The 23,545-nt window shown below is 63.3% G+C and carries 20 protein-coding genes; 17 read left to right on the forward strand and 3 right to left on the reverse strand.

Annotation, left to right across the window (positions count from 1 at the left end):
* The first annotated feature begins 284 nt into the window (after nt 1-284).
* Entirely contained in the window at nt 285-1,580 is a 1,296-nt protein-coding gene (locus M4J39_RS00770; RefSeq protein ID WP_251725704.1) for a cyclopropane-fatty-acyl-phospholipid synthase family protein, read from the forward strand.
* A gap of 76 nt (nt 1,581-1,656) precedes the next feature.
* Here the strand turns inward: M4J39_RS00770 and M4J39_RS00775 are convergent, their stop codons facing one another.
* The gene (locus M4J39_RS00775; protein WP_251725707.1) at nt 1,657-2,460 is read right to left on the reverse strand and encodes an RNA methyltransferase; all 804 of its coding nucleotides are present in this window, start codon (nt 2,458-2,460) and stop codon (nt 1,657-1,659) included.
* 94 nt (nt 2,461-2,554) lie between these two features.
* Between M4J39_RS00775 and M4J39_RS00780 the strand changes: the two genes are divergently transcribed.
* From M4J39_RS00780 to rpsI, 4 genes are all read left to right on the forward strand, one after another.
* Nucleotides 2,555-2,908: a DUF423 domain-containing protein gene (locus M4J39_RS00780; RefSeq protein WP_251725709.1), complete on the forward strand. Its 354-nt coding sequence runs from the start codon at nt 2,555-2,557 to the stop codon at nt 2,906-2,908.
* Nucleotides 2,909-3,000: 92 nt separating this feature from the next.
* The gene (gene fabD / locus M4J39_RS00785; RefSeq protein ID WP_251725711.1) at nt 3,001-3,948 is read left to right on the forward strand and encodes an ACP S-malonyltransferase; all 948 of its coding nucleotides are present in this window, start codon (nt 3,001-3,003) and stop codon (nt 3,946-3,948) included.
* 222 nt (nt 3,949-4,170) lie between these two features.
* The gene (rplM, locus tag M4J39_RS00790) at nt 4,171-4,632 is read left to right on the forward strand and encodes a 50S ribosomal protein L13 (RefSeq protein ID WP_251725712.1); all 462 of its coding nucleotides are present in this window, start codon (nt 4,171-4,173) and stop codon (nt 4,630-4,632) included.
* A 3-nt stretch (nt 4,633-4,635) separates the two neighbouring features.
* Nucleotides 4,636-5,112, forward strand: a complete 477-nt coding sequence (gene rpsI / locus M4J39_RS00795) for a 30S ribosomal protein S9 (RefSeq protein WP_251725715.1) — start codon at nt 4,636-4,638, stop codon at nt 5,110-5,112.
* An 87-nt stretch (nt 5,113-5,199) separates the two neighbouring features.
* Here the strand turns inward: rpsI and M4J39_RS00800 are convergent, their stop codons facing one another.
* Entirely contained in the window at nt 5,200-6,123 is a 924-nt protein-coding gene (locus tag M4J39_RS00800; RefSeq protein WP_251725718.1) for a pirin family protein, read from the reverse strand.
* A gap of 676 nt (nt 6,124-6,799) precedes the next feature.
* Between M4J39_RS00800 and proS the strand changes: the two genes are divergently transcribed.
* The 11 genes from proS to M4J39_RS00855 all read left to right on the forward strand — a co-directional run bounded on the left by proS (nt 6,800) and on the right by M4J39_RS00855 (nt 21,023).
* Nucleotides 6,800-8,122, forward strand: coding sequence for a proline--tRNA ligase (gene proS / locus M4J39_RS00805; RefSeq protein ID WP_251725719.1), 1,323 nt, complete (start codon nt 6,800-6,802; stop codon nt 8,120-8,122).
* 198 nt (nt 8,123-8,320) lie between these two features.
* A complete protein-coding gene (locus M4J39_RS00810) occupies nt 8,321-9,589 on the forward strand; it encodes a lipoprotein-releasing ABC transporter permease subunit (protein ID WP_251725720.1) in 1,269 nt (422 codons plus the stop codon).
* Nucleotides 9,589-10,302, forward strand: a complete 714-nt coding sequence (locus tag M4J39_RS00815; protein WP_251725721.1) for an ABC transporter ATP-binding protein — start codon at nt 9,589-9,591, stop codon at nt 10,300-10,302. The genes M4J39_RS00810 and M4J39_RS00815 overlap by 1 nt, the downstream gene beginning before the upstream one ends.
* Before the next feature lie 39 nt (nt 10,303-10,341).
* The gene (locus M4J39_RS00820; protein ID WP_251725722.1) at nt 10,342-11,205 is read left to right on the forward strand and encodes a D-amino-acid transaminase; all 864 of its coding nucleotides are present in this window, start codon (nt 10,342-10,344) and stop codon (nt 11,203-11,205) included.
* Nucleotides 11,206-11,401: 196 nt separating this feature from the next.
* A complete protein-coding gene (gene hfq, locus M4J39_RS00825) occupies nt 11,402-11,644 on the forward strand; it encodes an RNA chaperone Hfq (protein ID WP_026791804.1) in 243 nt (80 codons plus the stop codon).
* A gap of 108 nt (nt 11,645-11,752) precedes the next feature.
* Nucleotides 11,753-13,153, forward strand: coding sequence for a GTPase HflX (gene hflX / locus M4J39_RS00830; protein WP_251725724.1), 1,401 nt, complete (start codon nt 11,753-11,755; stop codon nt 13,151-13,153).
* 178 nt (nt 13,154-13,331) lie between these two features.
* Nucleotides 13,332-13,946 carry a L,D-transpeptidase gene (locus M4J39_RS00835; RefSeq protein WP_371875358.1) on the forward strand — a complete coding sequence of 205 codons (615 nt, stop codon included), beginning with the start codon at nt 13,332-13,334 and terminating at the stop codon, nt 13,944-13,946.
* 271 nt (nt 13,947-14,217) lie between these two features.
* The gene (gene glgC / locus M4J39_RS00840) at nt 14,218-15,486 is read left to right on the forward strand and encodes a glucose-1-phosphate adenylyltransferase (RefSeq protein ID WP_251725726.1); all 1,269 of its coding nucleotides are present in this window, start codon (nt 14,218-14,220) and stop codon (nt 15,484-15,486) included.
* A 288-nt stretch (nt 15,487-15,774) separates the two neighbouring features.
* Complete coding sequence (glgA, locus tag M4J39_RS00845; protein WP_251725727.1) at nt 15,775-17,226, forward strand: glycogen synthase GlgA; 1,452 nt, start codon at nt 15,775-15,777, stop codon at nt 17,224-17,226.
* A gap of 6 nt (nt 17,227-17,232) precedes the next feature.
* A complete protein-coding gene (glgX, locus tag M4J39_RS00850) occupies nt 17,233-19,347 on the forward strand; it encodes a glycogen debranching protein GlgX (protein WP_251725729.1) in 2,115 nt (704 codons plus the stop codon).
* 44 nt (nt 19,348-19,391) lie between these two features.
* Nucleotides 19,392-21,023, forward strand: coding sequence for an alpha-D-glucose phosphate-specific phosphoglucomutase (locus tag M4J39_RS00855; protein WP_251725731.1), 1,632 nt, complete (start codon nt 19,392-19,394; stop codon nt 21,021-21,023).
* A 57-nt stretch (nt 21,024-21,080) separates the two neighbouring features.
* Here M4J39_RS00855 and M4J39_RS00860 read toward each other — a convergent pair whose 3' ends face one another.
* On the reverse strand, nt 21,081-22,301 hold the full coding sequence (locus tag M4J39_RS00860) for a pilus assembly protein TadG-related protein (protein ID WP_251725733.1): 1,221 nt from the start codon (nt 22,299-22,301) through the stop codon (nt 21,081-21,083).
* A 364-nt stretch (nt 22,302-22,665) separates the two neighbouring features.
* Here M4J39_RS00860 and panC point away from each other — a divergent pair, with 364 nt between their 5' ends.
* On the forward strand, nt 22,666-23,520 hold the full coding sequence (gene panC, locus M4J39_RS00865) for a pantoate--beta-alanine ligase (RefSeq protein ID WP_251726761.1): 855 nt from the start codon (nt 22,666-22,668) through the stop codon (nt 23,518-23,520).
* Nucleotides 23,521-23,545 lie beyond the last annotated feature (25 nt).

The raw sequence follows: 23,545 nt of genomic DNA on the forward strand, positions 1-23,545 counted from the left end.
TCAAGTAGATAGATCGCGCAGTCGTGATCGCAATAATTAGCACGACCTCAGGATTTTTCTGGAACCTTTTCGGGTTTCAATCATACTTATGTACGGGCCGCCGAAAGGGGCCGTCGTCCGCCTCTGGCGGACCCCGGCTCCGGACCGGACTTCATTTCATTGGCGACGATCCTCTCCGGCCTCGGTTGCAGTTTCAGTTGGCGCCATCGGACGTTTGCGATTTCGGCCTTGTTGAAGACCGTGGAACCGATGCCGCCGCGATAACGTAGGTGGGGGACCATGCGATGGTCTGGGCGGAAAATATTCTCCGCGGCCTGCTGAACAAGCTGGTGACGCGGGGTTCATTTGAAGTTGAACTCTACAACGGAGCGCGCTGGACCTTCGGCGATGGAAGCGGCAAGCGCGTCGTGGTTCGCATCGCCGACCGGAAGGTCGCGGCTGAGCTGATCCGCGACCCTGAGGTCCGGTTCGGCGAACTCTATATGGACGGTCGGCTCGATATCGTGGAAGGCACGCTCTACGAGCTTCTCGAGCTGTTGCTGCAGCATGGCGTGGGCATGCGCCAGTTCACCGGTCGCAGGCTGTTCCTGATGGCGCGCAAGATCCGGCACCTACTGGTCGGGCGCAACACGTTGCTTCGGTCGCGCCGCAACGTCGTCCATCACTACGACCTCAACGCAGCCTTTTACGATCTGTTCCTGGATACCGATCGCCAGTATTCCTGCGCCTACTATGCCGCTCCGGACATGACGCTCGAGGAGGCCCAGCGCGCCAAGTGCCGGCACCTCGCCGCCAAGCTCCTGATCGATCCGGGCATGAGCGTGCTCGACATCGGCTCCGGCTGGGGCGGGCTCGGACTCTACCTCGCCGAGGTCGGGCAGGCTGGTCGCGTCAAGGGCGTCACGCTGTCCGACGAGCAACTGGCGATTGCCAGAAAACGCGCCGGCGACAAGGGCTACGACCATGTGAAGTTCGAGCTCGAAGACTACCGCAACACGCGCGGGACCTTCGACCGCATCATTTCGGTCGGCATGTTCGAGCATGTCGGGCCCCAGAACTACGACACCTATTTCCGCAAGGCGGCCGATCTTCTGGCCGACGACGGCGTGTTCATGATGCACACCATCGGCCATACATCGACGCCGGGGCTGACCAACGGCTGGATCACCAAGTACATCTTCCCGGGCGGTCACTTGCCGGCTTTGTCAGAGGTGGTGACCGCCGTCGAGAAATCCGGACTGATGATGGCCGACGTGGAAGTGCTGCGTCATCACTATGCCGACACCCTTCGCGAGTGGCGTTCTCGTTTCATGGCTCGGCGCGACAAGGCGCTGTCGCTCTACGACGAACGCTTCTGCCGGATGTGGGAGTGCTATCTGGCCATGTGCGAAGCGGCTTTCCGCTTCCTCGATGTCGTCGTCTACCAGTTCCAGCTCACCCACCGGAACGACGTTGTGCCGATCACCCGCGATTATATCGCCGAGCGGGAAGCTGCCCTGTTCGCTCGCGAGAAGGCGCTGGGCGAGCCGACGGCGGCGCGCTCCTGGCGGGACATGGCCACGGTCATCTCGGCCGGATAGGCCGGCGTCGCTTTATGTCTTGTCCAGCCTATTTCTCGGGAAGCGAGGTTGGGCAGGTCCGGCGCGCTCAACGCGCTCAATCCTTCGCCGCTATCCTGCGCGTCAGCTCGTAGAGCGCGATGCCGCTGGTTGTTGAGACGTTGAGGCTGTCGAATCCGCCGGCCATGTCGATGCGCACCGTTTCGGCGCTGGCCATTTCGATATCCGGCAGGCCGGGCCCTTCCGTCCCCAGGAGCAAGGCCACCGGCCGATCGGTCGGAACCTCATGGAGCCGCATGGCACCCCGTGGTGACAGCGCCAGGGCTCGATAACCAAGATCGGTGAGGGCGGTGGCGACGCTCGTATCTGCGTCGAGCCGCGTGAACGGCACGTTCAGAACGCCGCCGACCGACACGCGGATCGCCTTCCGATAGAGCGGATCGCATGACGTCGCGTCGAGCACCACCGCGCCCGCGCCGAAGGCGGCGGCATTTCGGAAAATGCCGCCCATATTGTCGTGATTGGCTATGCCAACAAGACCGACCACGACGCGCGGCCGCTCGGCCAGCAGGTCGACGAGCGGCGGGGAGGGCGCGCGCCGGCCGAGGCCCAGGAGGCCGCGATGGATGTGAAAGCCGACAACCGTGTCCATCACCTCTTGGTCGGCGACGAAAATCGGCAAGTCGTCAGGTGGCGACCAGGCCTGGGCGGTTTCGATACGGTTGCGGGCGATCAGAAGGGCTTCCGGCCGAAAGCGCGAGCCCTTGGACAGGAAAACGGCGAGCACGCTTTCCCCCTCGGCGATGAAAGCGTCTCCATGGGCCTGTCGAAGGTCGCGATCGCGGACGTTCATGAACGGCGCGAGGCGCGGATCGGCCGGATCGGTGACCGGAATGATCATGGCTTTGTCTTCCGCTTCTTGACGGGGGAACATGGGACACCGTTATTAGCTGCGAGGCCCGGATTCCAGAGGGGCACGTCCAAAGGATTGCGAGATGTCTCATCAACGACTGATCGGATTGTCTGCCGGAGTTCTCGGTGCCGTCGGCGTGGCGACGTTGGCCGTCGGCGCCCATGCCGTCACCGGCGCCAACCTCGACGTTGCCGGAAGCATTCTCCTGTTTCACGCGGCGGCGCTGCTGGCGCTGGCCAATGGCGACGTGCAGCGGCTGAGAGGACTGTCGGCGCTGTTGTTCGTGGCTGGCTGCCTCCTGTTCTCGGGCGATCTGGTCTTCAAGGCGGCGATGGCGAGGAGCCTGTTTCCCATGGCGGCGCCCTCGGGCGGTGTCGCGCTGATCCTCGGCTGGCTGTCGGTCGCCGTCGGGGCTCTGATGCCACGGCGGCCGTAGCGTCGTCTTCCCCGGATTCCTGTGGCGCGGCCTTGACTCTTGCGCGGCCAGATGGTCGTGTCCGCCCGAAAACCATTGAGGAAAGCCAACAAATGACCAACGCCTTCGTGTTCCCCGGTCAGGGCAGTCAGGCCATCGGCATGGGCAAGGCCCTTGCCGATCATTACGCCGCTTCGCGGGCGGTGTTCGAGGAGGTGGACGAGGCTCTCGGCGAGAAGCTCTCCGACGTCATCTTCAACGGTCCGGAAGACCATTTGACCCTGACCGCCAACACCCAGCCGGCGCTGATGGCCGTCAGCCTCGCCGCGCTGCGCGCCCTAGAGGCGGAAGGCATCACCATCAAGCAGAACGCGTCCTTCGTTGCCGGTCACTCGCTCGGCGAGTACTCGGCCTTGGCCGCCGCCGGTGCGCTGTCCGTGACCGACGCCGCCCGTCTGCTTCGGACGCGCGGCAACGCCATGCAGAAGGCGGTGCCGGTGGGCGAGGGCGCCATGGCCGCTCTGCTCGGTCTCGATTTCGAAACGGCTGTGGCCGTCGCCAAGGAGGCCGCGCAGGGCGATGTTTGCGAGGCGGCCAATGACAACGCTCCCGGCCAGGTCGTCGTGTCGGGCGCCAAGCTCGCCGTCATCCGCGCCGTGGATATCGCCAAGGGCAAGGGCGCCAAGCGGGCCATGCTGCTCAACGTCTCCGCCCCCTTCCATTGCCGGCTGATGCAGCCGGCGGCCGACGCCATGGCCGAGGCACTGGCCTCAGCCACCATCAACGCGCCGATCGTTCCGATCTTCGCCAATGTCACGGCGGCGCCGACGTCCGATCCCGAGGCGATCCGCCAGCAGCTCGTCGCCCAGGTGACCGGCACCGTGCGCTGGCGCGAGAGCGTGTCGGCCATGGCCGGCGCCGGCGTCGACAAGTTCGTGGAAATCGGCGCCGGCAAGGTCCTGTCCGGACTCATCAAGCGGATTGCGCCGGGCGAGGGCGTGATCGATTTCGGCAAGCCCTCCGACATTGCCGACGTCAAGGCCCTGCTCGGTCTGGCCTGATTGGTCAAAATCATGCGGTATAATAATACCGTATGATATAAGTCATTGTTTTTGCTTGTTTGGATGCCGCTCCGTCTGCTTGACAAACGGGCGGCATTTCCATATTGCAAACGCGACGGCGGCATCCGGCGACGGGAGCCGCCCTTTCGTGTCGGCAACGGTGCGGAAGAGAAGACGAACCGGCCGCCTTTCGGGTGGCCCAAACGGAAGACGGTAACGCCCATGACGACCTATACGGCGAAGCCGGCGAACATCGAGAAGAAGTGGGTCTTGATCGACGCCGAAGGCCTCGTGGTCGGCCGCCTCGCGACTGTGATCGCGATGCGCCTCCGCGGCAAGCATAAGGCCACCTACACCCCGCACATGGATGACGGAGATAATGTCGTCGTCATCAACGCGGACAAGGTGGTTCTGACGGGCCGCAAGTACACCGACAAGACCTACTACTGGCACACCGGCTATATCGGCGGCATCAAGGAGCGCAAGGCGCGCCAGATCCTCGAAGGTCGCTTCCCCGAGCGAGTGCTCGAGAAGGCCGTCGAGCGCATGATCCCCGAGGGCCCGCTCGGCCGTCGCCAGCTTTCCAACCTCCGCGTCTACGCCGGTGCCGAGCATCCCCATGCCGCCCAGCAGCCGGAAGTCCTCGACGTCAAGTCGATGAACAAGATGAACACGAGGCCTTGATCCATGGCTGAGCTCTCCTCCCTCGCTGAACTCGGCGCTGCCGACGTCGCTCCGGTGGCCGAGGCCCCGGTGCACGTTCAGAAGCTCGACAAGTTCGGCCGCGCCTATGCCACCGGCAAGCGCAAGAACGCCATCGCTCGCGTCTGGGTCAAGCCGGGTTCCGGCAAGATCGTCGTGAACGGCAAGGAGTTCACCGCCTACTTCGGTCGCCCGGTGCTCCAGATGATCGTCCAGCAGCCGATCTACGCCGCTGCTCGCGACGGCCAGTTCGACATCATCGCCACGGTTGCCGGCGGCGGTCTCTCGGGCCAGGCCGGTGCGCTGCGTCATGGCATCTCGAAGGCTCTGACCTATTACGAGCCGGGCCTGCGCGGCGTGCTCAAGAAGCTCGGCTTCCTGACCCGCGACAGCCGCGTCGTCGAGCGCAAGAAGTACGGCAAGCGCAAGGCGCGCCGGAGCTTCCAGTTCTCGAAGCGCTGATCCGGTTTCGGATTTGGGATATGGAAAGGGCGGTGCCGTTGGCGCCGCCCTTTTCCTTTTGGTATTCAGCTTGGGAAGCTGCTGCTGTCAGTCCTTGATCCGCAGCCCCACCGGGTCGGGCGGCAGCGGGATGAACTCCGTCTCGCCGGCGATCTCCGGAAAGTGCCGGGCGCGCCAGTCGGCCTTGGCCGCCTCGATGCGCTCCTTGGATGATGACACGAAGTTCCAGTAGATGTGGCGCTTCTCGGGGAAGGGCTCACCGCCGATGAGCACCAGACGCGTCGGCTCCGTCGCGGCCAGGATCACCTCGGCGCCGGGACGGAAGATGACGAGCTGGTTCGGCGGAAAGACGCCGTCCTGCCCCTCGATGCCGACGCCGCCGCTGATGACGTAGGCGGCCCGCTCGACATGATCGGGTGGTACCTTGAAGCGTGCGCCGGCCTCGAGATGGACGTCGGCATACATCAGGTCGGAATAGACCGGTACCGGCGAGCGTACGCCGAAGCCTTCACCGGCCACCAGCGTCATCCGCATGCCGGTATCGGAGAAAACGGGAAGCACCGCTTTATCGTGATGGCTGAAGAGAGGGGCGATCTCCTCGCTCGCCTTGGGGAGCGCCACCCAGATCTGGGTTCCGAACAGGTTGCCTCCGGCGGCATGCACCGCAGCGGGAAAGCGCTCCGAATGGACGATGCCGTTTCCGGCCGTCATCCAGTTCACCTCGCCGGCCCGGATCGTTTCCTTGTGGCCGGCGCTGTCACGATGGACCATCTCGCCGTCGAACAGATAGGTGAGGGTGGAGAGCCCGATGTGCGGATGTGGTCGCACATCCTCGGCCTCTCCGGCGCCAAACATGACCGGCCCCATCTGGTCGAAGAAGATGAACGGCCCGACCATGCGGCGCTGCGCCGATGGCAGGGCGCGGCGTACCTTGAAGCCGCCGAGGTCGCGGACGTTCGGAAGAATGATCTCCTCGATGCGGTCGTTGCCGCCCTTGCCGGGAATGCTCATGATCCGTCCTTTCTTGCTGACGGACAGGATAAGGGCTTCTGCGGATGAGCGGTAGCAGCCGTTTGTTGAACGGTGTTTTCATCTTGAACGCACTGAGGTTTCCAAGATCAGGCAGGATCATCTGAAGGAGGAAATAAAAAAGCAGGGCCGAAGCCCTGCTTTCTAGTTCCGCGTGTCAGCCCATAAAGCCTACAGATAGAAAGACCTCCCAATCCATCCGCTGGCGGCAGCGTTTTCCGCGCCTATATGGGTTTTCCCTCCCAAGACTCAGACCGCGATAACTGGAGGGCATTCTACTTTTGCCTATTTTGACGGCTTCATTTACTGAAGCATTTCGTCTTTTGGCCGTGCCATCCTTATTTATGGCGGGTACCATACACTGCGTTTTTTGGTTTGTCATCCATTTGTGCATAGGCTGCATGCTTGTTCGGCATAGGGCGTTTCGTTCGCCGACTTTACGATCTGGATCGGGAAATATCGCCATATCAATGGGTTGTCGGAGGGTTCTGGAGCGGTTCCGAATTGGAGCTTCATCCGTGATTTGCCCCATAGACTAAAGTCATAGCGAATGGAGTGCCGCCGCGTTGCTTTCGGGTGATCGGTGACCGATCGGTCTTGTTTTTTCAGGGTCGATGCGCTTTGAGTAGCGCGCTCATCCAACGCCCGAGAGGATTCCATGCGTCTCAGCCGGTATTTCCTGCCCATTCTAAAAGAGGCGCCCAAGGAGGCGGAGATCGTCTCGCATCGCCTGATGCTGCGCGCTGGCATGATGCGCCAGCAAAACGCCGGCATCTACTCGTGGCTGCCACTGGGACTGAAGGTCCTGAAGAAGATCGAGGCCATCGTCCGCGAGGAACAGGACCGGTCCGGTGCCGTCGAGATCCTGATGCCTTCGATCCAGCCTGCCGATCTCTGGCGCGAGAGCGGCCGCTACGACGCCTATGGCAAGGAGATGCTGCGCATCGTCGATCGCCATGAGCGCGAGATGCTCTATGGCCCGACCGCCGAGGAGGTGGTCACCGACATCTTCCGCACCTACGTGCGTTCCTACCGCGACCTGCCGCTCAATCTCTACAACATCCAGTGGAAGTTCCGCGACGAGGTGCGTCCGCGCTTCGGCGTGATGCGTGGCCGCGAGTTCCTGATGAAGGACGCCTATTCCTTCGATGTCGATCAGGCGGGTGCGCTGCGCGCCTACCACAAGATGTTCGTCGCCTATCTCAGGACCTACAAGCGGCTCGGTCTTACTGCTATTCCGATGCGCGCCGACACCGGTCCGATCGGCGGCAAGCTCAGCCATGAGTTCATCATTCTCGCCTCCACCGGCGAGAGCGCCGTGTTCTGCGACAAGGATCTGCTCGATCTTCCGGTTCCCGGAGAGGATGTCGACTTCGATGGCGATCTCTCGCCCGTTGTCGACATGTTCACCAGCCGCTACGCCGCCACCGACGAGATGCATGACGAAGCTGCCTTTGCGGCTCTTCCCGAAGAGCGACGCGTGTCGGCGCGTGGCATCGAGGTCGGCCACATCTTCTCCTTCGGCACCAAGTATTCCGAGCCGATGGGTGCCAAGGTGGCCATGGCGGACGGCAGCGAGCAGCCGGTGATCATGGGCTCCTATGGCATCGGCGTGTCGCGCCTCATCGGCGCCATCATCGAGGCGAGCCATGACGACGCCGGTATCATCTGGCCGGAGAGCGTCGCGCCCTTCGGCGCCGGCGTGATCAGCCTTCGCCCGGACGACGCGGCCGTGACGGCTGCCTGCGAAGACGCCTATGCGAAGCTCGCCGCCGCCGGCAAGGATCCGCTCTACGACGACACCGCCGCCCGGCCGGGCGCCAAGTTCGCCTCAATGGATCTGATCGGCCTGCCTTGGCAGATCATCATCGGTCCGAAGGGGCTTGCCGACGGTGTCGTCGAGCTGAAACGCCGCGCCACTGGCGACAAGGAACTGGTGTCGCTGGAGTCGGCGATCGCCCGCGTCACAGAAAAGGCCTGATTGTCGCTGAAGAGGGGCGGTCGCATGCCGCCCCTGCGGCTGCCCGATTCCGTTTGGAAAAAACGGAAAGGACAGCTTGTCGGCGGACGGAATTTGCTAGTCTCACGCGTCGCCGTCCGGTGGCGCCCGAGTCGGCCACCGGTCTTCGCGGCGGTGGTGTGGCGTTCCTAAGTTTGGCCGGCGTTTGGAGGTCTTTGGATGAGCGAGGCGAAAGCGGGGCGGCCCTTCGCCCCCTTCGAGTGGAAACTGGCCGGCCGTTATCTGAGGTCCCGTCGCAAGGAAGCCTTCATTTCGGTGATTGCCGGCTTCTCCTTCGTCGGCATCATGCTGGGCGTCGCCACGCTGATCATCGTCATGGCGGTGATGAACGGTTTTCGCGGCCAGTTGATGGACAAGATCCTCGGCATCAACGGTCACGCCGTGGTCCAGCCCATCGACAGCCCGCTCACCGATTATGCCTCCGTCGCCGATCGCCTTGCCGGCGTCGATGGCGTCAGGCTCGCCATGCCCTTCGTTGAGGGGCAGGTCCTGGCCTCCGGCCCGTCCGGTGCATTTGGCGTTCTGGTGCGCGGCGTGCGCAGCGCCGACCTCCAGAAGCTGCCCCTCGTCTACGATACCGTCCAGGTCGGCTCCTTCGACAAGTTCGACGACGGCATCGGCATCGCCATCGGTCAGCGGCTCGCCGAGAGTCTTGGTGTTACGGTCGGCGACAAGGTGACGCTGGTCAGCCCCAAGGGTAACGTTACCGCTCTCGGCACGACGCCGCGCGTCAAGGCCTATCCGGTTGCCGCCATCTTCAAGATCGGCATGAGCGAGTACGACGGTACCTTCGTGTTCATGCCGATCGCCGAGGCGCAGAAGTATTTCATGATGGAGGACAAGGTCACCGCGATCGACGTCTTCGTCAACAACCCCGACGACATCGGAGCCATCAAGGAAAAGCTGACGATCGACGCGGGACGGCCGGTGCTGATCACCGACTGGCGGCAGCGCAACGTCACCTTCTTCTCGGCGCTGGAGGTCGAGCGCAACGTCATGTTCATGATCTTGACGCTGATCGTGCTGGTGGCGGCGCTCAACATCGTCTCCGGCATGACCATGCTGGTGAAGGACAAGAGCCACGATATCGCCATTCTCAGGACAATGGGTGCAAGCCGCGGCGCCATCCTGCGTGTCTTCCTGATCACTGGTTCGGCGATCGGCGTCGCCGGTACCCTTGCCGGTTTCGTCCTCGGCCTCGTCGTCTGCCTCAACGTCGAGAAGATCCGGCAGTTCGTGTCCTGGCTGACCTCGACCGAGCTGTTCTCGCCTGAACTTTACTATCTCAGTCAGTTGCCCGCCGACATGCAGATGCACGAAACGGTCACCGTGCTCATCATGGCGCTGGTGTTGTCGTTCGCCGCTACCGTCTATCCTGCCTGGAAGGCGGCCCGTCTCGATCCCGTCGACGCGCTGAGGTACGAGTGATGCCGGCTATCGAAACCCTCATCACCGGCGTCGAAGACCCGGTTCTGAAGCTGGTCGGCATCGAGAAGTCCTACAAGGAAGGCTCGGGCACGCTGCCTATCCTGCGTGGCTGCGACTTCAACCTGTTCGCCGGCGAATTGACGGCGCTGGTCGCTCCCTCCGGTGCCGGCAAGTCGACGCTGCTGCACATCACCGGTCTTCTGGAGAAGCCCGATGCCGGCGACGTGGTCATCGGAGGCAGGGCCTGCGGCAAGCTCGACGATACGGTCCGCACGCGGCTCCGCCGCACGGAGATCGGCTTCGTCTACCAGTTTCACCATCTTCTGCCGGAGTTCTCCGCCCTCGAGAACCTGATGATTCCGCAGATGATCGCAGGCCTCGACAAGAAGGAAGCTGCCAAGCGCGGCAACGACCTCTTGGCTTATATGCGCCTCGAGAAACGCGGAACCCATCTGCCATCGCAGCTTTCGGGCGGTGAGCGGCAACGCGTTGCCATCGCTCGCGCCGTTGCCAACGCACCGAAGGTGCTGCTGGCCGACGAGCCGACCGGCAATCTCGATCCCAAGACCTCGCACTACGTGTTCGACGCTCTGGCCGCCCTGGTCAGAGCTACCGGCCTCGCCGCGATCATAGCCACGCACAACATGGCGCTGGCCGAACGCATGGACCGGCGCATTACCCTTGATGAAGGGCGGATCGTCGAACTGGAGTAGTTCGCGATCGCCCGTCGCATTGTTCCTGGAGATCCGGCCATGACGTCCCGCATCACTTACGTCAACGGACGCTATGTTCCGTCCAGGGAAGCCGTCGTCAGCGTCGAGGATCGCGGCAACCAGTTCGCCGATGCGGTCTATGAGGCTTGCCAGATCAAGGACGGAGCCATCATCGATCTTCGCCGTCATCTCGACCGGCTCGACCGATCGCTGGCCGAGCTCAGGATCGCCTCGCCCATGAGCCGGGCGGCCATGACCCACGTTCTGCGCGAAGTCGCCCGACGCAACCGGGTGGAGAACGGCTATGTCTACTGGCAGATCTCCCGAGGGGCCGCGTCGCGCGACCATGCCTTCCCCGTTGGCGTGAACCCGACCTTCACGGCGACGGCCAAGCCGCTCGACGTCGCTGCCGCGGCGCTTCGCTATGAAAAGGGCGTGCCGGTCATCACGCTGCCCGACAACCGCTGGGAGCGGGTGGACATCAAGACTGTCGGCCTTCTGCCCAACGCGCTTGCCAAGCAGGCGGCGCGTGAAGCGGGGGCTTTCGAAGCGATCTTCGTTGACGCGGAGGGGTTTGTGACCGAAGGTTCGTCCGCCAACGTCTGGCTGCTCGACGGGGAAGGGCGGCTCGTCACCCGTCCGGCCGATCGCGGCATTCTCCGGGGCATCACCCGCTCGGTGCTGATGGACGTGGCGGCTGCCGAGGGCGTGGCGGTGGTGGAACGGCGTTTCACCGTCGCAGAAATGAAGGCGGCGCGCGAGGTTTTCCTGACTTCAGCGGGTGCGATTCTCTGTCCGGTCGTCAGCGTGGACGGCGAGGCGGTGGCCAACGGCGTTCCCGGAAGTGTTGCAGCCCGTCTGCGGCAGCGCTTCCATGACCTCGCGGAACGCACGCCGATTTGACGGCCGGCATCTCGCTTGGCAAAATTGTCACATCCCAGTCGAAACACGGATAGCACGAGCCTGTCGATGGCGACGCGGGCCCGAAATGGACTGGTAATTTCGGACGCGCCCGGCGTAACCATTAGTTCGGGCGACGCGTGGCGTCGGTGTGGCGTTTGCCCCTCACAAAAAAACGAAGTCGAAAAGGCCGAAAAAAATGGCGGACAAAGCCCAGAACCTTCAGGACACTTTCCTCAATCACGTCCGTAAGAACAAGATTTCGCTGACGATTTTTCTGATTAACGGCGTCAAGCTGCAGGGCGTGGTCACCTGGTTTGACAACTTCTGCGTCCTCTTGCGGCGCGATGGGCATTCCCAGCTCGTCTACAAGCACGCCATTTCCACCATCATGCCGGCTCAGCCTCTGGCCCTTTTCGAGGGTAGCGAGGAACCGAACTGAGTTCGGTTTGTTCCGTAGGTGTCCGCCCGTGGAGGTTCGCCTCTCGGGCGGGCTGTCCACGGAAACCATCGTATTTTGGCCGCCAGCGGCGCGGTTTCGGGAGGCGCAGTGAACGACGAGCAGGATCTTGAAGGGGGTGGCCGTCCTCGCAAGAAGGGTGTCGATCGCGTCGAAGAGCCGGCAAGGGCATTGGTCCTTGTCCCGGATTTGCGTCAGCGGGGCGCCAGGGAAGAGGCTGCCGCAACGACCCAACGCGATCTTGAGGCGCGTCTCGAAGAGGCTTCGGGTCTTGCGCAGGCCATCGATCTCGACGTTCACGCAACCATTCCCGTGCCGGTCAGCCAGCCCAAGCCGGCGACCTTGTTCGGAGCCGGAAAGGTCGAGGAGATCGGCGAGACGGTGAGGGAACAGGAGATCGACCTCGCCATCGTCGATCACGCCCTGACCCCCATCCAGCAGCGCAACCTGGAGAAGGCCTGGAAGACCAAGGTCATAGACCGTACAGGTCTCATTCTGGAGATCTTTGGCGAGCGCGCCCGCACGCGCGAAGGCCGGCTCCAGGTGGAACTTGCCCACCTCAAGTACCAGAAGTCGCGCCTCGTCCGCTCGTGGACTCACCTTGAACGGCAGCGCGGTGGCTTCGGCTTTCTCGGCGGTCCCGGTGAAACGCAGATCGAGGCGGACCGCCGGCAGCTTCAGGAAAAGATCACCCGCATCGAGGCCGATCTGGAGCAGGTGAAGCGCACGCGCGACCTGCACCGACGCCAGCGCCGCAAGGTGCCTCATCCGGTCGTGGCGCTGGTCGGCTACACCAACGCCGGCAAGTCGACACTGTTCAACCGGCTGACCGAAGCGGACGTCTTCGCCAAGGATCTGTTGTTCGCGACGCTCGATCCGACACTGCGTCGCATCAAGCTGCCGCACGGCACCGACGCCATACTGTCCGACACCGTGGGCTTCATTTCAAACCTGCCGACCCATCTCGTCGCGGCGTTCCGGGCGACGCTCGAAGAGGTCATCGAGGCTTCGATCATCCTGCATGTGCGCGACATCTCGCATAAGGACACCGAGGCCCAGGCCAGCGACGTGGCCGAGGTGCTCAAGCAACTCGGCCTCGATCCGTCGGATCGCGACCGGATCATCGAGGTCTGGAACAAGATCGACCTCGTCGACGAGGGGCGGAGAGATGTTCTGCTCGCCCAGGCCAACACCGAGACGCCGGGAGGGCAGGAACGACGCGTGGTCTCGGCGGTCACCGGCGAAGGTCTTCCCGAGTTGCTTGCCGTCATCGAGGCGCGACTCCTCGGCGGTCGGCCGGTGCACGAGCTGACCCTTGATTCATCTGACGGGGCGGGACTTGCCTGGCTCTACGATCACGGTGAGGTGCTGGAGCGTCACGATGACGAGGATGGCACGCTGCGGCTCACGGTGCGGGTTGCCGACAAGTCGATGACGGCCTTTCACAGGCGATACGGCGAGCGGATCCTGCACCCGATCCCGGAAAACTGATATGTGCTGGATAAGTTTATCAACCCGGCTGGAATAGTTCGCTTTCATCGGGTTGCCTGAGGTGTCACCGCCGAATCGACAGAAAGTGGAGATTATGAACCTACCGTCCAGGCGAGCCTTTCTCGCCGCGCTTCCCCTCGCTCTCGCTGCTTGCGTTTCCGCTCCGGGGACACCGGCGATGCCGCCGCTCATCGACCCGACCAAGCCGAAACGCTATCCTCGGCCGTCCGCCGAATACGTGGCGATGTACAGCGAGGTTCAGGACGGCAGGTTCACCGTCCCGGCTGTCGACCTGACCCAGGTCAACCCAGCCTTCCTGCGTCGTGAGGTCAGCTACACGACAGACGAACCGGCCGGAACCATCATCATCGATACCCCGGCTCGCTATCTCTATCTCGTGCTCGGCAACGGCAGGGCCATGCGCTATGGCATCGGCGTCGGTCGCGAAGGCTTTGCCTGGTCCGGCAGCGCGATCATTCGCCGCAAGGCGAAGTGGCCGTCCTGGCACCCGCCGGTGGAAATGCAGGCGCGCGATCCCAAGGCGCGGAAATGGGCCGGTGGCATGCCCGGAGGCCCTGACAATCCGCTCGGCGCCCGCGCTCACTATCTTTACAAGGGCAATGTCGACACCCTCTACCGCATTCATGGCACAGTGGAGCCCTGGACGATCGGCAGCAACGTGTCCTCGGGCTGCATTCGCCTCATCAATCAGGATGTCATGGACCTGTTCGAACGCGTGCCGGTTGGCACCATCGTCAAGGTCTTGGAACGTCCGGCGGCGCCCGTCGTCTGAGTCATGTGCCGCCTCGCACCGAATGCGGGGCGGCCGTCCGCAAATCGTCGTAGTGCTGTTTCATCAAGGGTTTGAATTCCTTCGCAGCCGAAATAGGGGGAAGACAAATTAACCTTGCCGCGCCATAGTACCTCTGCGTCGAGCCATCATGGCGAGCGGGCGGGCGGGGAAGAAGCGCCGGCCGATTCGCCTCTGGTTCCGTTCCGGGCTGGCAATGCCGGCTGCGCCATCGACGGAACCGGGCCGACGGCGGAGAAGTCGGGAGGACAGCATGATTGACAATTCTCACACTAATCGACGGTTGGCGCGCGAAGCGATGGCGTTCGTGCTGGCCGGTGGGCGGGGCAGCCGCCTCAAGGAACTGACCGATCGCAGGGCCAAGCCCGCGGTCTACTTCGGCGGAAAGAGCCGCATCATCGATTTCGCGCTGTCCAATGCGCTCAACTCGGGCATTCGCCGCATATCCGTGGCGACCCAGTACAAGGCGCACAGCCTCATCCGGCACCTGCAGTACGGCTGGAACTTCTTCCGTCAGGAACGCAACGAAAGCTTCGACATCCTTCCTGCCTCGCAGCGTGTCGCCGAGGACAAGTGGTATGTCGGAACCGCCGATGCGGTGACGCAGAACATCGACATCATCGAAGCGCACAACATCGAATACATCATCATTCTGGCCGGCGATCACATCTACAAGCAGGACTACGAGATCATGCTCGACCAGCATGTCTCGTCCGGCGCCGATGTCACCGTCGGCTGCATCGAGGTGCCACGCATGGAAGCCACCGGCTTCGGCGTGATGGCGATCGACGAGAACGCCCGGATCATCGACTTCGTCGAAAAGCCGGCCGACCCGCCGCCCATGCCCGGTCATCCGGACCTCGCGCTCGCCTCCATGGGCATCTATGTCTTCAAGACCAGCTTCCTGATCGACCTGCTGCGTCAGGATCAGGACGACCCAAATTCCAGCCACGACTTCGGCAAGGATATCATTCCGGCCATCGTGAAGGGTGGAAAGGCGATCGCCCACAAGTTCTCGGACAGCTGCGTCCGCTCGTCGTCGGAAGCCGAGCCCTACTGGCGCGACGTGGGAACCATCGACGCCTTCTGGGAAGCCAATATCGACCTGACCGACTTCGTGCCGGCACTCGATCTCTACGACAAGAAGTGGCCGATCTGGACCTATACGGAACTGACGCCGCCTGCCAAGTTCATCCACGACGAAGATGGCCGGCGCGGCACTGCGACCAGTTCGCTGGTCTCGGGTGGCTGCATCATTTCAGGTGCCCGCGTCGACAAGTCCTTGCTGTTTACCGGCGTGCATGCCCATTCCTACTCGGAAGTGGAGCATTGCGTCGTCCTTCCTTACGTTTCTGTCTGCCGGGGTGCTCGCCTGACCAAGTGCGTGGTCGACAAGGGGGTGATCATTCCGAACGGTCTCGTCGTGGGCGAGGATCCGGAGTTGGACGCCAGCCGCTTCCGTCGGAGCGAAGGTGGCGTCTGCCTGATCACCCAGGACATGATCGATCGACTGAAGCTCTGATCGCGGCGTTGAAAACAACTCGGCGGCGTGGCAAAACCCGCGCCCGATCCGATCTCGGGAATGGTGTCGCCGCCGGCACGTAGCCGAAGGCGGCGCCTCCTTGCGAAAAGGATCGGTCGAAATCCGCTCCGCCTTGCGCGGACATGATCGGGCATCGCTCAGGCTGGCGCTCGGTGTTCCTGTCCCGGATTTTTCATCCCAGCCAAGGGCATGAGAAAATCGTGATGACTTCAACGAGCGGATGCGTCAGCATCTTGGCGAGTTGGCATAACCTGTCGGGGTGATCAAGTGCGCGTCCTATTCGTTGCCTCCGAATGCTATCCGCTGATCAAGACGGGCGGCCTCGCCGATGTCGCGGGCGCGCTGCCGCTGGCACTCGCCGGACTGGGGTGTGACGTCCGCGTGCTGATGCCCGCCTATCCCGGCGTGGTCGGCCATCTTCAAGGCGTTGAAGAAGTCGCCGTCTATCCGGATGTTTTCGGCGGCCCGGGCCGCCTGCTGGCGGGCGAGACGGCGGACGGTCTGAAAGTGCTGGCGCTTGATGCCGGCCATCTCTATGACCGCCCCGGCAATCCCTACCTAGGGCCGGATGGCAACGACTGGTGGGACAACACCCGCCGCTTCGCCGCGCTGTCGGCGATTGGCGCCGCGGTGGGCCGATCGGGCGTGGGCGACTGGAAACCGGCCATCGTCCATTGTCATGACTGGCAGGCCGGTCTCGTGGCCCCCTACCTTCTGGCCGGACCGGCCGAGGGGCGACCGAAGACCGTGTTCACCATTCATAACGTCGCCTTCCAGGGCATCTGCGGTCGCGCCGATTTCGACACCTTCGGATTGCCGTCGAGCTTCTACACGCCGGCCGGCCTCGAGTATTACGGCTATTGCTCCTTCCTGAAGGGCGGTCTCGTTTTCTCCGATCGCTTGACCACGGTCAGTCCGACCTACGCGCGCGAACTCCGCACGCAGGAGTTCGGCTTCGGTATGGAAGGCGTGCTCAACGAGCGCGCCAACGTGCTGAGCGGCATCGTCAACGGGATCGACACGAAGAGCTGGGATCCGGCGACCGATCCGCTGATTGCTTCCAACTACAGCGCGCGCAAGATGGCCGGCAAGGCGGTCTGCAAGACCGAGCTGCAAACCCGCATGGGGCTTCGCGTCGATCCGGACGCGCCGCTGATGATCGTGGTGAGCCGGTTGACCGGCCAGAAGGGGCTGGACATGCTGCTGCCCAATCTGGAGGGCATCCTGCGCCGCGGCGGGCAGCTTGCCATCCTCGGTGCCGGCGAGCAGAGCATGGAGCGCGCCTTCGTCGACGCTGCTGCCGCCAATCCGGGCTCCGTCGCCGTCCATATCGGCTATAGCGAACCGCTCAGCCACGCCATGCAGGCCGGCGCCGACGCGATCCTCGTCCCGTCGCGCTTCGAGCCCTGTGGCCTTACGCAGCTTTATGGCCTTCGCTATGGCACCATTCCGGTGGTGGCGCGGACGGGCGGCCTCGCCGATACGGTGATCGACGCCAACGACGCTTCGGTCCGGGCGGGGACCGCGACCGGCATTCAGTTCGCCCCGGTTTCTGCCGGTGGTCTTGGGTTCGCCATCGAGCGCCTGTTCGATCTCTTCCACAACAAGAAAGTCTGGCGAGCGCTGCAGTCGCGGGCAATGGCCCATCCCGTTGGCTGGGAAGACTCGGCGCCCGACTATGTCGCGCTTTACCGCGAGCTGACGACCGAGGGTGTCTGAGGTCCCATGACGGTGACGATCCGGTCCGGGCGGCCGTATCCCCTTGGTGCGCAGTTCGACGGGGATGGCGTCAATTTCGCCATTTTCTCGGCTAATGCGACACGCGTCGACGTCTGCCTGTTCGAACCGCTCACCGGTTTCGAGCATGCGCGCCTGACGCTGCCCGCGTGTACCGACGAGGTTTTTCACGGCTATGTTTCCGGCATCGGCATCGGCACCGCCTATGGCTTCCGCGTTCATGGTCCCTACGATCCGGAGCGCGGGCATCGGTTCAATCCGCACAAGCTGGTGATCGATCCCTATGCCAAGGTCCTGACCGGACGGTTGCGCTCGAACGATCTCATGGCCGGCTATCAGCCGGTGACGCTCGACGATGCCAGCTTCGACACCCGTGACAGCGCCCGCGTCGTGCCGAAGGCGCTGGTCACGGACTCCAAGGTGCCGCCCTGCGTCAGCTTCCGACCGGAACGTCCGTGGCGCGACACGGTCATCTACGAGGCCCACGTTCGCGGGTTGACCATGCAGATGCCGCGGCTGCCTCGCGCCAAGGCCGGTACCTATGAAGGGCTTGGAGCACCGGAGACCATCGAGCATCTCACCAAGCTCGGCATAACGGCGATCGAGCTTATGCCCATCCAGGCCTTCCTTGACGACGGTTTTCTGACCCGCAAGGGGCTGGTCAACTACTGGGGCTACTCGCCGCTCTGCTATTTCGCACCGGAACCGCGTTACGATCACGGTGCGCGCGACGTCTCGATCATCGATCGCGTGCGCGACATGGTGCGCGCGTTGCACGAGGCGGGCATCGAGGTGCTTCTCGACGTCGTGTACAATCACACCGGCGAAGTCGATCAGTTCGGACCGACCCTGAGCTTTCGTGGCATCGACAACGCCAGCTACTATCGGCTCAACCCCGATCGCCCGCGCTGGTACATCAACGACACCGGCACCGGCAACACGCTGAATGCCGGCCATCCGCGCGTGACCCAGATGATCCTCGACTCGCTGCGCTACTGGGTCGAGGCGATCGGCGTCGACGGCTTCCGTTTCGATCTCGCCACTTCGGTGGGCCGCGAACCGCAAGGCTTCGACCCCGAGGGGAGCTTCCTGACGGCCCTGCGACAGGACCCGCTGTTGTCGACCGTGAAACTGATCGCCGAGCCTTGGGACATAGGGCCGGGCGGCTACCAGCTCGGTAATTTCCCGCCGGGCTTCTCCGAGTGGAACGACCGCTTTCGCGATACGGTGCGCGCCTTTTGGCGCGGCGACGAACTGGTGGCCCCGGAGCTGGCGGCGCGGTTGCTGGGATCGCCCGATCGCTTCGATCGTTCCAATCGTCGTCCGTCGGCCTCCGTCAACTTCATCACCGCGCATGACGGTTTCACGCTGAGAGACCTGGTTTCTTACGCGGCCAAGCATAACGAGGCCAACCTCGAGGACAACCGAGACGGTCATTCCGACAATCATTCCGCCAACTACGGAACCGAAGGACCTTCGACCGATCCGGTCATCGTCGCCACGCGCAAGCGTCAGATGCGCAACATGCTTGCCACGCTGCTTCTGTCGCAGGGGACGCCGATGCTGCTGGCCGGTGACGAGCTGGCCAACAGCCAGTTCGGCAACAACAATGCCTATTGTCAGGACAATCCGGTCGGCTGGGTGACATGGAACCAGGCCGACGACGCGGAACTGGCAAACTTCGTGGCCTACGTCGTCCGCCTGCGGCAATCCCACCCGGTGTTCCGGCAGACGCGCTTCCTGCACGGCACGCCGCGGCCGCAAGACAAGCTGTCCGACGTTGAATGGATCGCTGTTTCAGGCCGCCCCATGACGGGCAGTGATTGGAACAGCCGCGAATGCAAGGCGTTTGGCGTATTGTTGCGCGACTCGGCGTTGCCGCACGTCGAGGCGGATGGCGAGGCCGTCTACCTCATGCTGAACGCTCATCGCGCCAACCGGCGGTTCCACCTGCCGCCGACGCGCGCTGAGCACAGCTGGAAGCCCATTCTGACGTCCGACATGCCAACAGGACGTCCCGCCGCCGCAACGCCGCGTCGCGCATGGCAGGCGGTTGAGGTGCCTGGGCGCACCTTCCTCGCTTTCGTCGAGGTAAAGGCCTGAGAAATTGATATAGGATGACATTGCCTCTCGGGGAGTGACAGGGAATGCAGATCAAGACAATCGCCACCAAGCCGATCGACGGCCAGAAGCCGGGCACCTCCGGCCTCCGCAAGAAGACCCGCGTCTTCATGCAGCCGGGCTATCTCGAAAACTACGTCGAAGCGATCTTCGCCGGAGTCGGTGGCGTCACCGGCAAGGTGCTTGTGATCGGTGGCGACGGTCGGTTCTTCAACGACAAGGCCATCCAGACCATCATCAAGATGGCGGCCGCTCACGGCGCCCGGAAGCTTGTGATCGGCAAGGGTGGCCTGTTCTCGACGCCGGCTGCCTCCAATGTCATTCGCAAGCTCGGCGCCTTCGGTGGCATCGTCCTGTCGGCCAGCCACAATCCCGGCGGCGAGGACGGCGACTTCGGCATCAAGTTCAACGGCTCGAACGGTGGGCCGGCGCCCGAGAACGTCACCGACGCCATCTTCGCGGCGACCAAGACCATCATCGAATACAGTGTCGCCGACATCCCTGACATCGATCTCAACCGTCTTGGCGTCTCCAAGGCTGGCGAGACCGAGATCGAAGTGGTCGATCCGGTCGCCGACTACGTCGAGCTGATGGAGAAGCTGTTCGATTTCGACAAGATTGCCGCGATGATCAGGTCCGGTTTCACGCTGCGCTTCGACGCCATGCATGCGGCCACCGGGCCCTACGCCAAGGCGATCCTCGAAGGCAAGCTCGGCGCGGCTCCCGGTAGCGTCGTCAACGCGGTGCCGCTGCCCGACTTCGGTGGCGGTCATCCCGATCCGAACCCCATCTACGCCAAGGAACTCTACGACTTCATGGCGTCGTCCGAGGCGACCGATTTCGGCGCGGCTTCGGATGGCGATGGCGACCGCAATATCGTCATTGGCCGGGGCGCCGTCGTGACGCCCTCGGATAGCTTGGCGCTGCTGGCCGCCAACGCCCACCTTGCCAAGGGCTATGCCAAAGGCCTCGCCGGTGTCGCCCGGTCCATGCCGACATCCGGCGCCGTCGACCGCGTCGCCGCGAAGAAGGGCCTCGACTGCTACGAGACGCCGACCGGCTGGAAGTTCTTTGGCAACTTGCTCGACGCCGGCAAGGTGACGCTGTGCGGCGAGGAGAGCGCCGGCACGGGCTCCGACCACGTGCGCGAGAAGGACGGCCTTTGGGCGGTTCTCCTGTGGCTCAACATCCTTGCCGTGCGCGGCGAGAGCCTGAAGGACATCCAGGAGAAGCACTGGGCCGAGTATGGCCGTACCTTCTATACCCGCCACGACTATGAGGCCGTGGACACGGCCGCTGCCGAAGGGCTGGTGAACAGGCTGCGCGACATGATGCCGACGCTGCCCGGCACCAAGGTGGCCGGCCTGGAAGTCGCGAGCGCCGACGATTTCGCCTACAACGATCCGGTCGACGGCTCGGTGACCAAGAAGCAGGGCATCCGCATTCTGTTCAAAGGCGGTGAACGCGTGGTGTTCCGCCTTTCCGGCACCGGCACCGAGGGCGCTACCCTGCGCGTCTATCTCGAAAGCTTCGAGCCGGACGCTGCCAAGCACGGCCAGGATGCCCAGGCCGCACTGGCCAAGGTGATCGAGGCCGCCGACACGCTGGCCGAGATCAAGGCACGCACCGGCCGGCAGGCCCCGGACGTCATCACCTGAGGGACAGCGATTTTCCTGAATGGAAAGGCCCGGAGCACGCAGCTCCGGGCTTTTTCGTCAATGCGACAGGAAGACGCCGCTGGTGGTGGTCGTTGTCGTCGTCGAACCGTTGGGAATGGCCGTCGCATCGGGCGCCAGATTCCAGGTCGTCTGATTGAGGATCAGCGAATCCGCGACGATCGTGACCTTGTCGAGCGAGGCCGTCATGCCGGAGTTCATGGTGAGTTGCCGGCTGGGCAGATGAATGAGCCCGGAAAGCTCATGTCCCGGGCTGTCGTTCCACGGCCACTGCGTCGGATTGACGTTGGCCGTCGTCTCGTACATGAGCACATTGGCGTAATCGCCGGTGGTCGGTGCCTTGAGATACGTTCCGGCACCCGAGTTGAACTGGAACTTCGACGTGTCGGCGAAGTAGAACGTGACGTCGGTGCCCTTCAGCGTTCCCTGGATATTCCAGTCACCACCCTTAATGATGTAGAGGCCGGGGCTGAATGTCGAGACGGTCTTGGAGTTGTTGAAGTTGACACCGCCGCAATGCACGCCCGGCTGGAAAGTATAGGTGGCGGCGTCGATGTTGCGGCTGTTGTAGTTGCAGGCACCCACCGTGACGGCCGGCAGCTTGCCAGCATAAGGATCGCTCGCCGGCGAGCAGCCCTTTTCCAGGTTGGGATGCGTACCGCCATTGTCGATGATGCTGGCGCTCTTGATGCAGATCTTTTTCGAGTTGATCGTCGTGCCATTGTTGAAGATGGCCGCGCTGCCTGCGCTCGACTGCACATGTATCTCGCAGGCGGTGGCATTGACGGTGGCGCCGGAGTTGACGAGCAGCGCTTGCGAGTTCTTCGAGGTGAGCAGGATGCAGACCGTTCCGGCCGCCGTGCTGGTGGTGGACGTCTTCGGCGTTGCCTTCGCGGAAACGCCGACCGACGTGTCGTTCTTGCCGATGATCCCCATGAAGGACAGCGGCACGGTGACGGTCGCTGTGCCGGAAACGCTTCCATCAGAGTTGCGGACGAAGCTGAAACCCAGGTTCTCCTCGGCGATGCCGGTGTTCGTCAGGTTTGCGGCCAGCGTTGCTCGGCCGGCTTCGACATAGCCCGAACCGGTGGTCAAGGCCGCGCGAATGGTTGCCTGGTCGAGAGCGCCTTGCAGAATCTCTCTTGCGCGCAGGGCCTGGGCGAGGTCGACCGCCGCACCGACCGCCACAATCAGAACGACCAGCGCGATCGCCATGATGACGGCGATCGAACCGCGAGTGTCGTTTGCCAGCGCTCGCACTTCTGAAAACCTACCGGATGATCCTTCTGGAATGCGCAGACCGGACATCGTGCTACCTCATGCATTTCCCAGCTGCCGCGGCGACGGCCTGCAACCTGGGGATATCGTTATCAACCAGGCGCACAAAGTCGCCGGGAAAAGCCATTTGTGCCACCTTGAACGTTACGAGATGAATAATTCTGGCCGCGAACGACTAGGACTTTACGCAATCTCGCGCAAAAAAAGCGCTGGCTCCACGGCGCCGCAGGCAAGAAGGAGCCTAGTGATCGGGTTTTTGCCAGCCTGCCCAATTCTTGGGTGACAAAGCGATTTTGGCGGCAGTAAAAGGGCGCAGCAAGCGAAGGCCCTGGAGGGAAGATTGCCGCTGGAGACCGTAACCACCATTGCCGAACTCCGTGAACGACTGGAACCGGCGCGGCGGGTCGGGAAGAGCATCGGCCTTGTCCCGACCATGGGCTATCTTCATCGCGGCCATGCGACGCTCGTCGATCGGGCAAGGGCGGAGAACGAAGTCGTCGTGACGTCGGTGTTCGTCAATCCCCTGCAGTTCGGCCCCAACGAGGATTTTGCTCGCTATCCCCGCGACCTCGATGCCGATCGCAGGCTGCTCGCCGCTCACGGGGCAGATATCGTGTTCGCCCCCTCGGTCGAGGAAATGTATGCGCGTCCCATCGCCACCCACATCGAGGTGGAAGGGCTTTCGGCCTGCATGGAGGGAGAGCGCAGGCCCGGCCATTTCCGCGGCGTCGCCACGGTCGTCGGCAAGCTGTTCAACATCGTCCAGCCGGACCGCGCCTACTTCGGCGAAAAGGACTACCAGCAGCTTCAGGTGATCCGTCGCATGGTCGCCGATCTCTCCTTTCAGTTGGAGATCGTCGGCGTGCCGACGGTACGCAACGCCGACGGTGTCGCGCTGTCGTCGCGTAACGTCTACCTGTCCGCCGAAGAGCGCGCTGCCGCGCCCGTGCTCAATCGCTCGCTCGCCGCGGCTGCCGAAGCCATCGGCGCCGGCGTCGTCGAGCCGGGAAAGATCGAAGCGGTCATTCGAAGGGTCCTGGACGCCGAGCCGCTGGCCGACCCGGATCTCGTCGCCATCGCAGCGGCGGACACGCTTGAGCCGATTGATCCCAAGGCGCCGCCTTCGGCAATTGCTCTGATGATCGCCGTCCGCATCGGTCGCACGCGCCTCATCGATCAGCGCGTCGTCGCCGTTCCCTGAAAAGAGACAGCCCGGACCTCGGTCC

The sequence above is a fragment of the Pleomorphomonas sp. NRK KF1 genome (genome assembly GCF_023721755.1).
GTDB lineage: Bacteria > Pseudomonadota > Alphaproteobacteria > Rhizobiales > Pleomorphomonadaceae > Pleomorphomonas.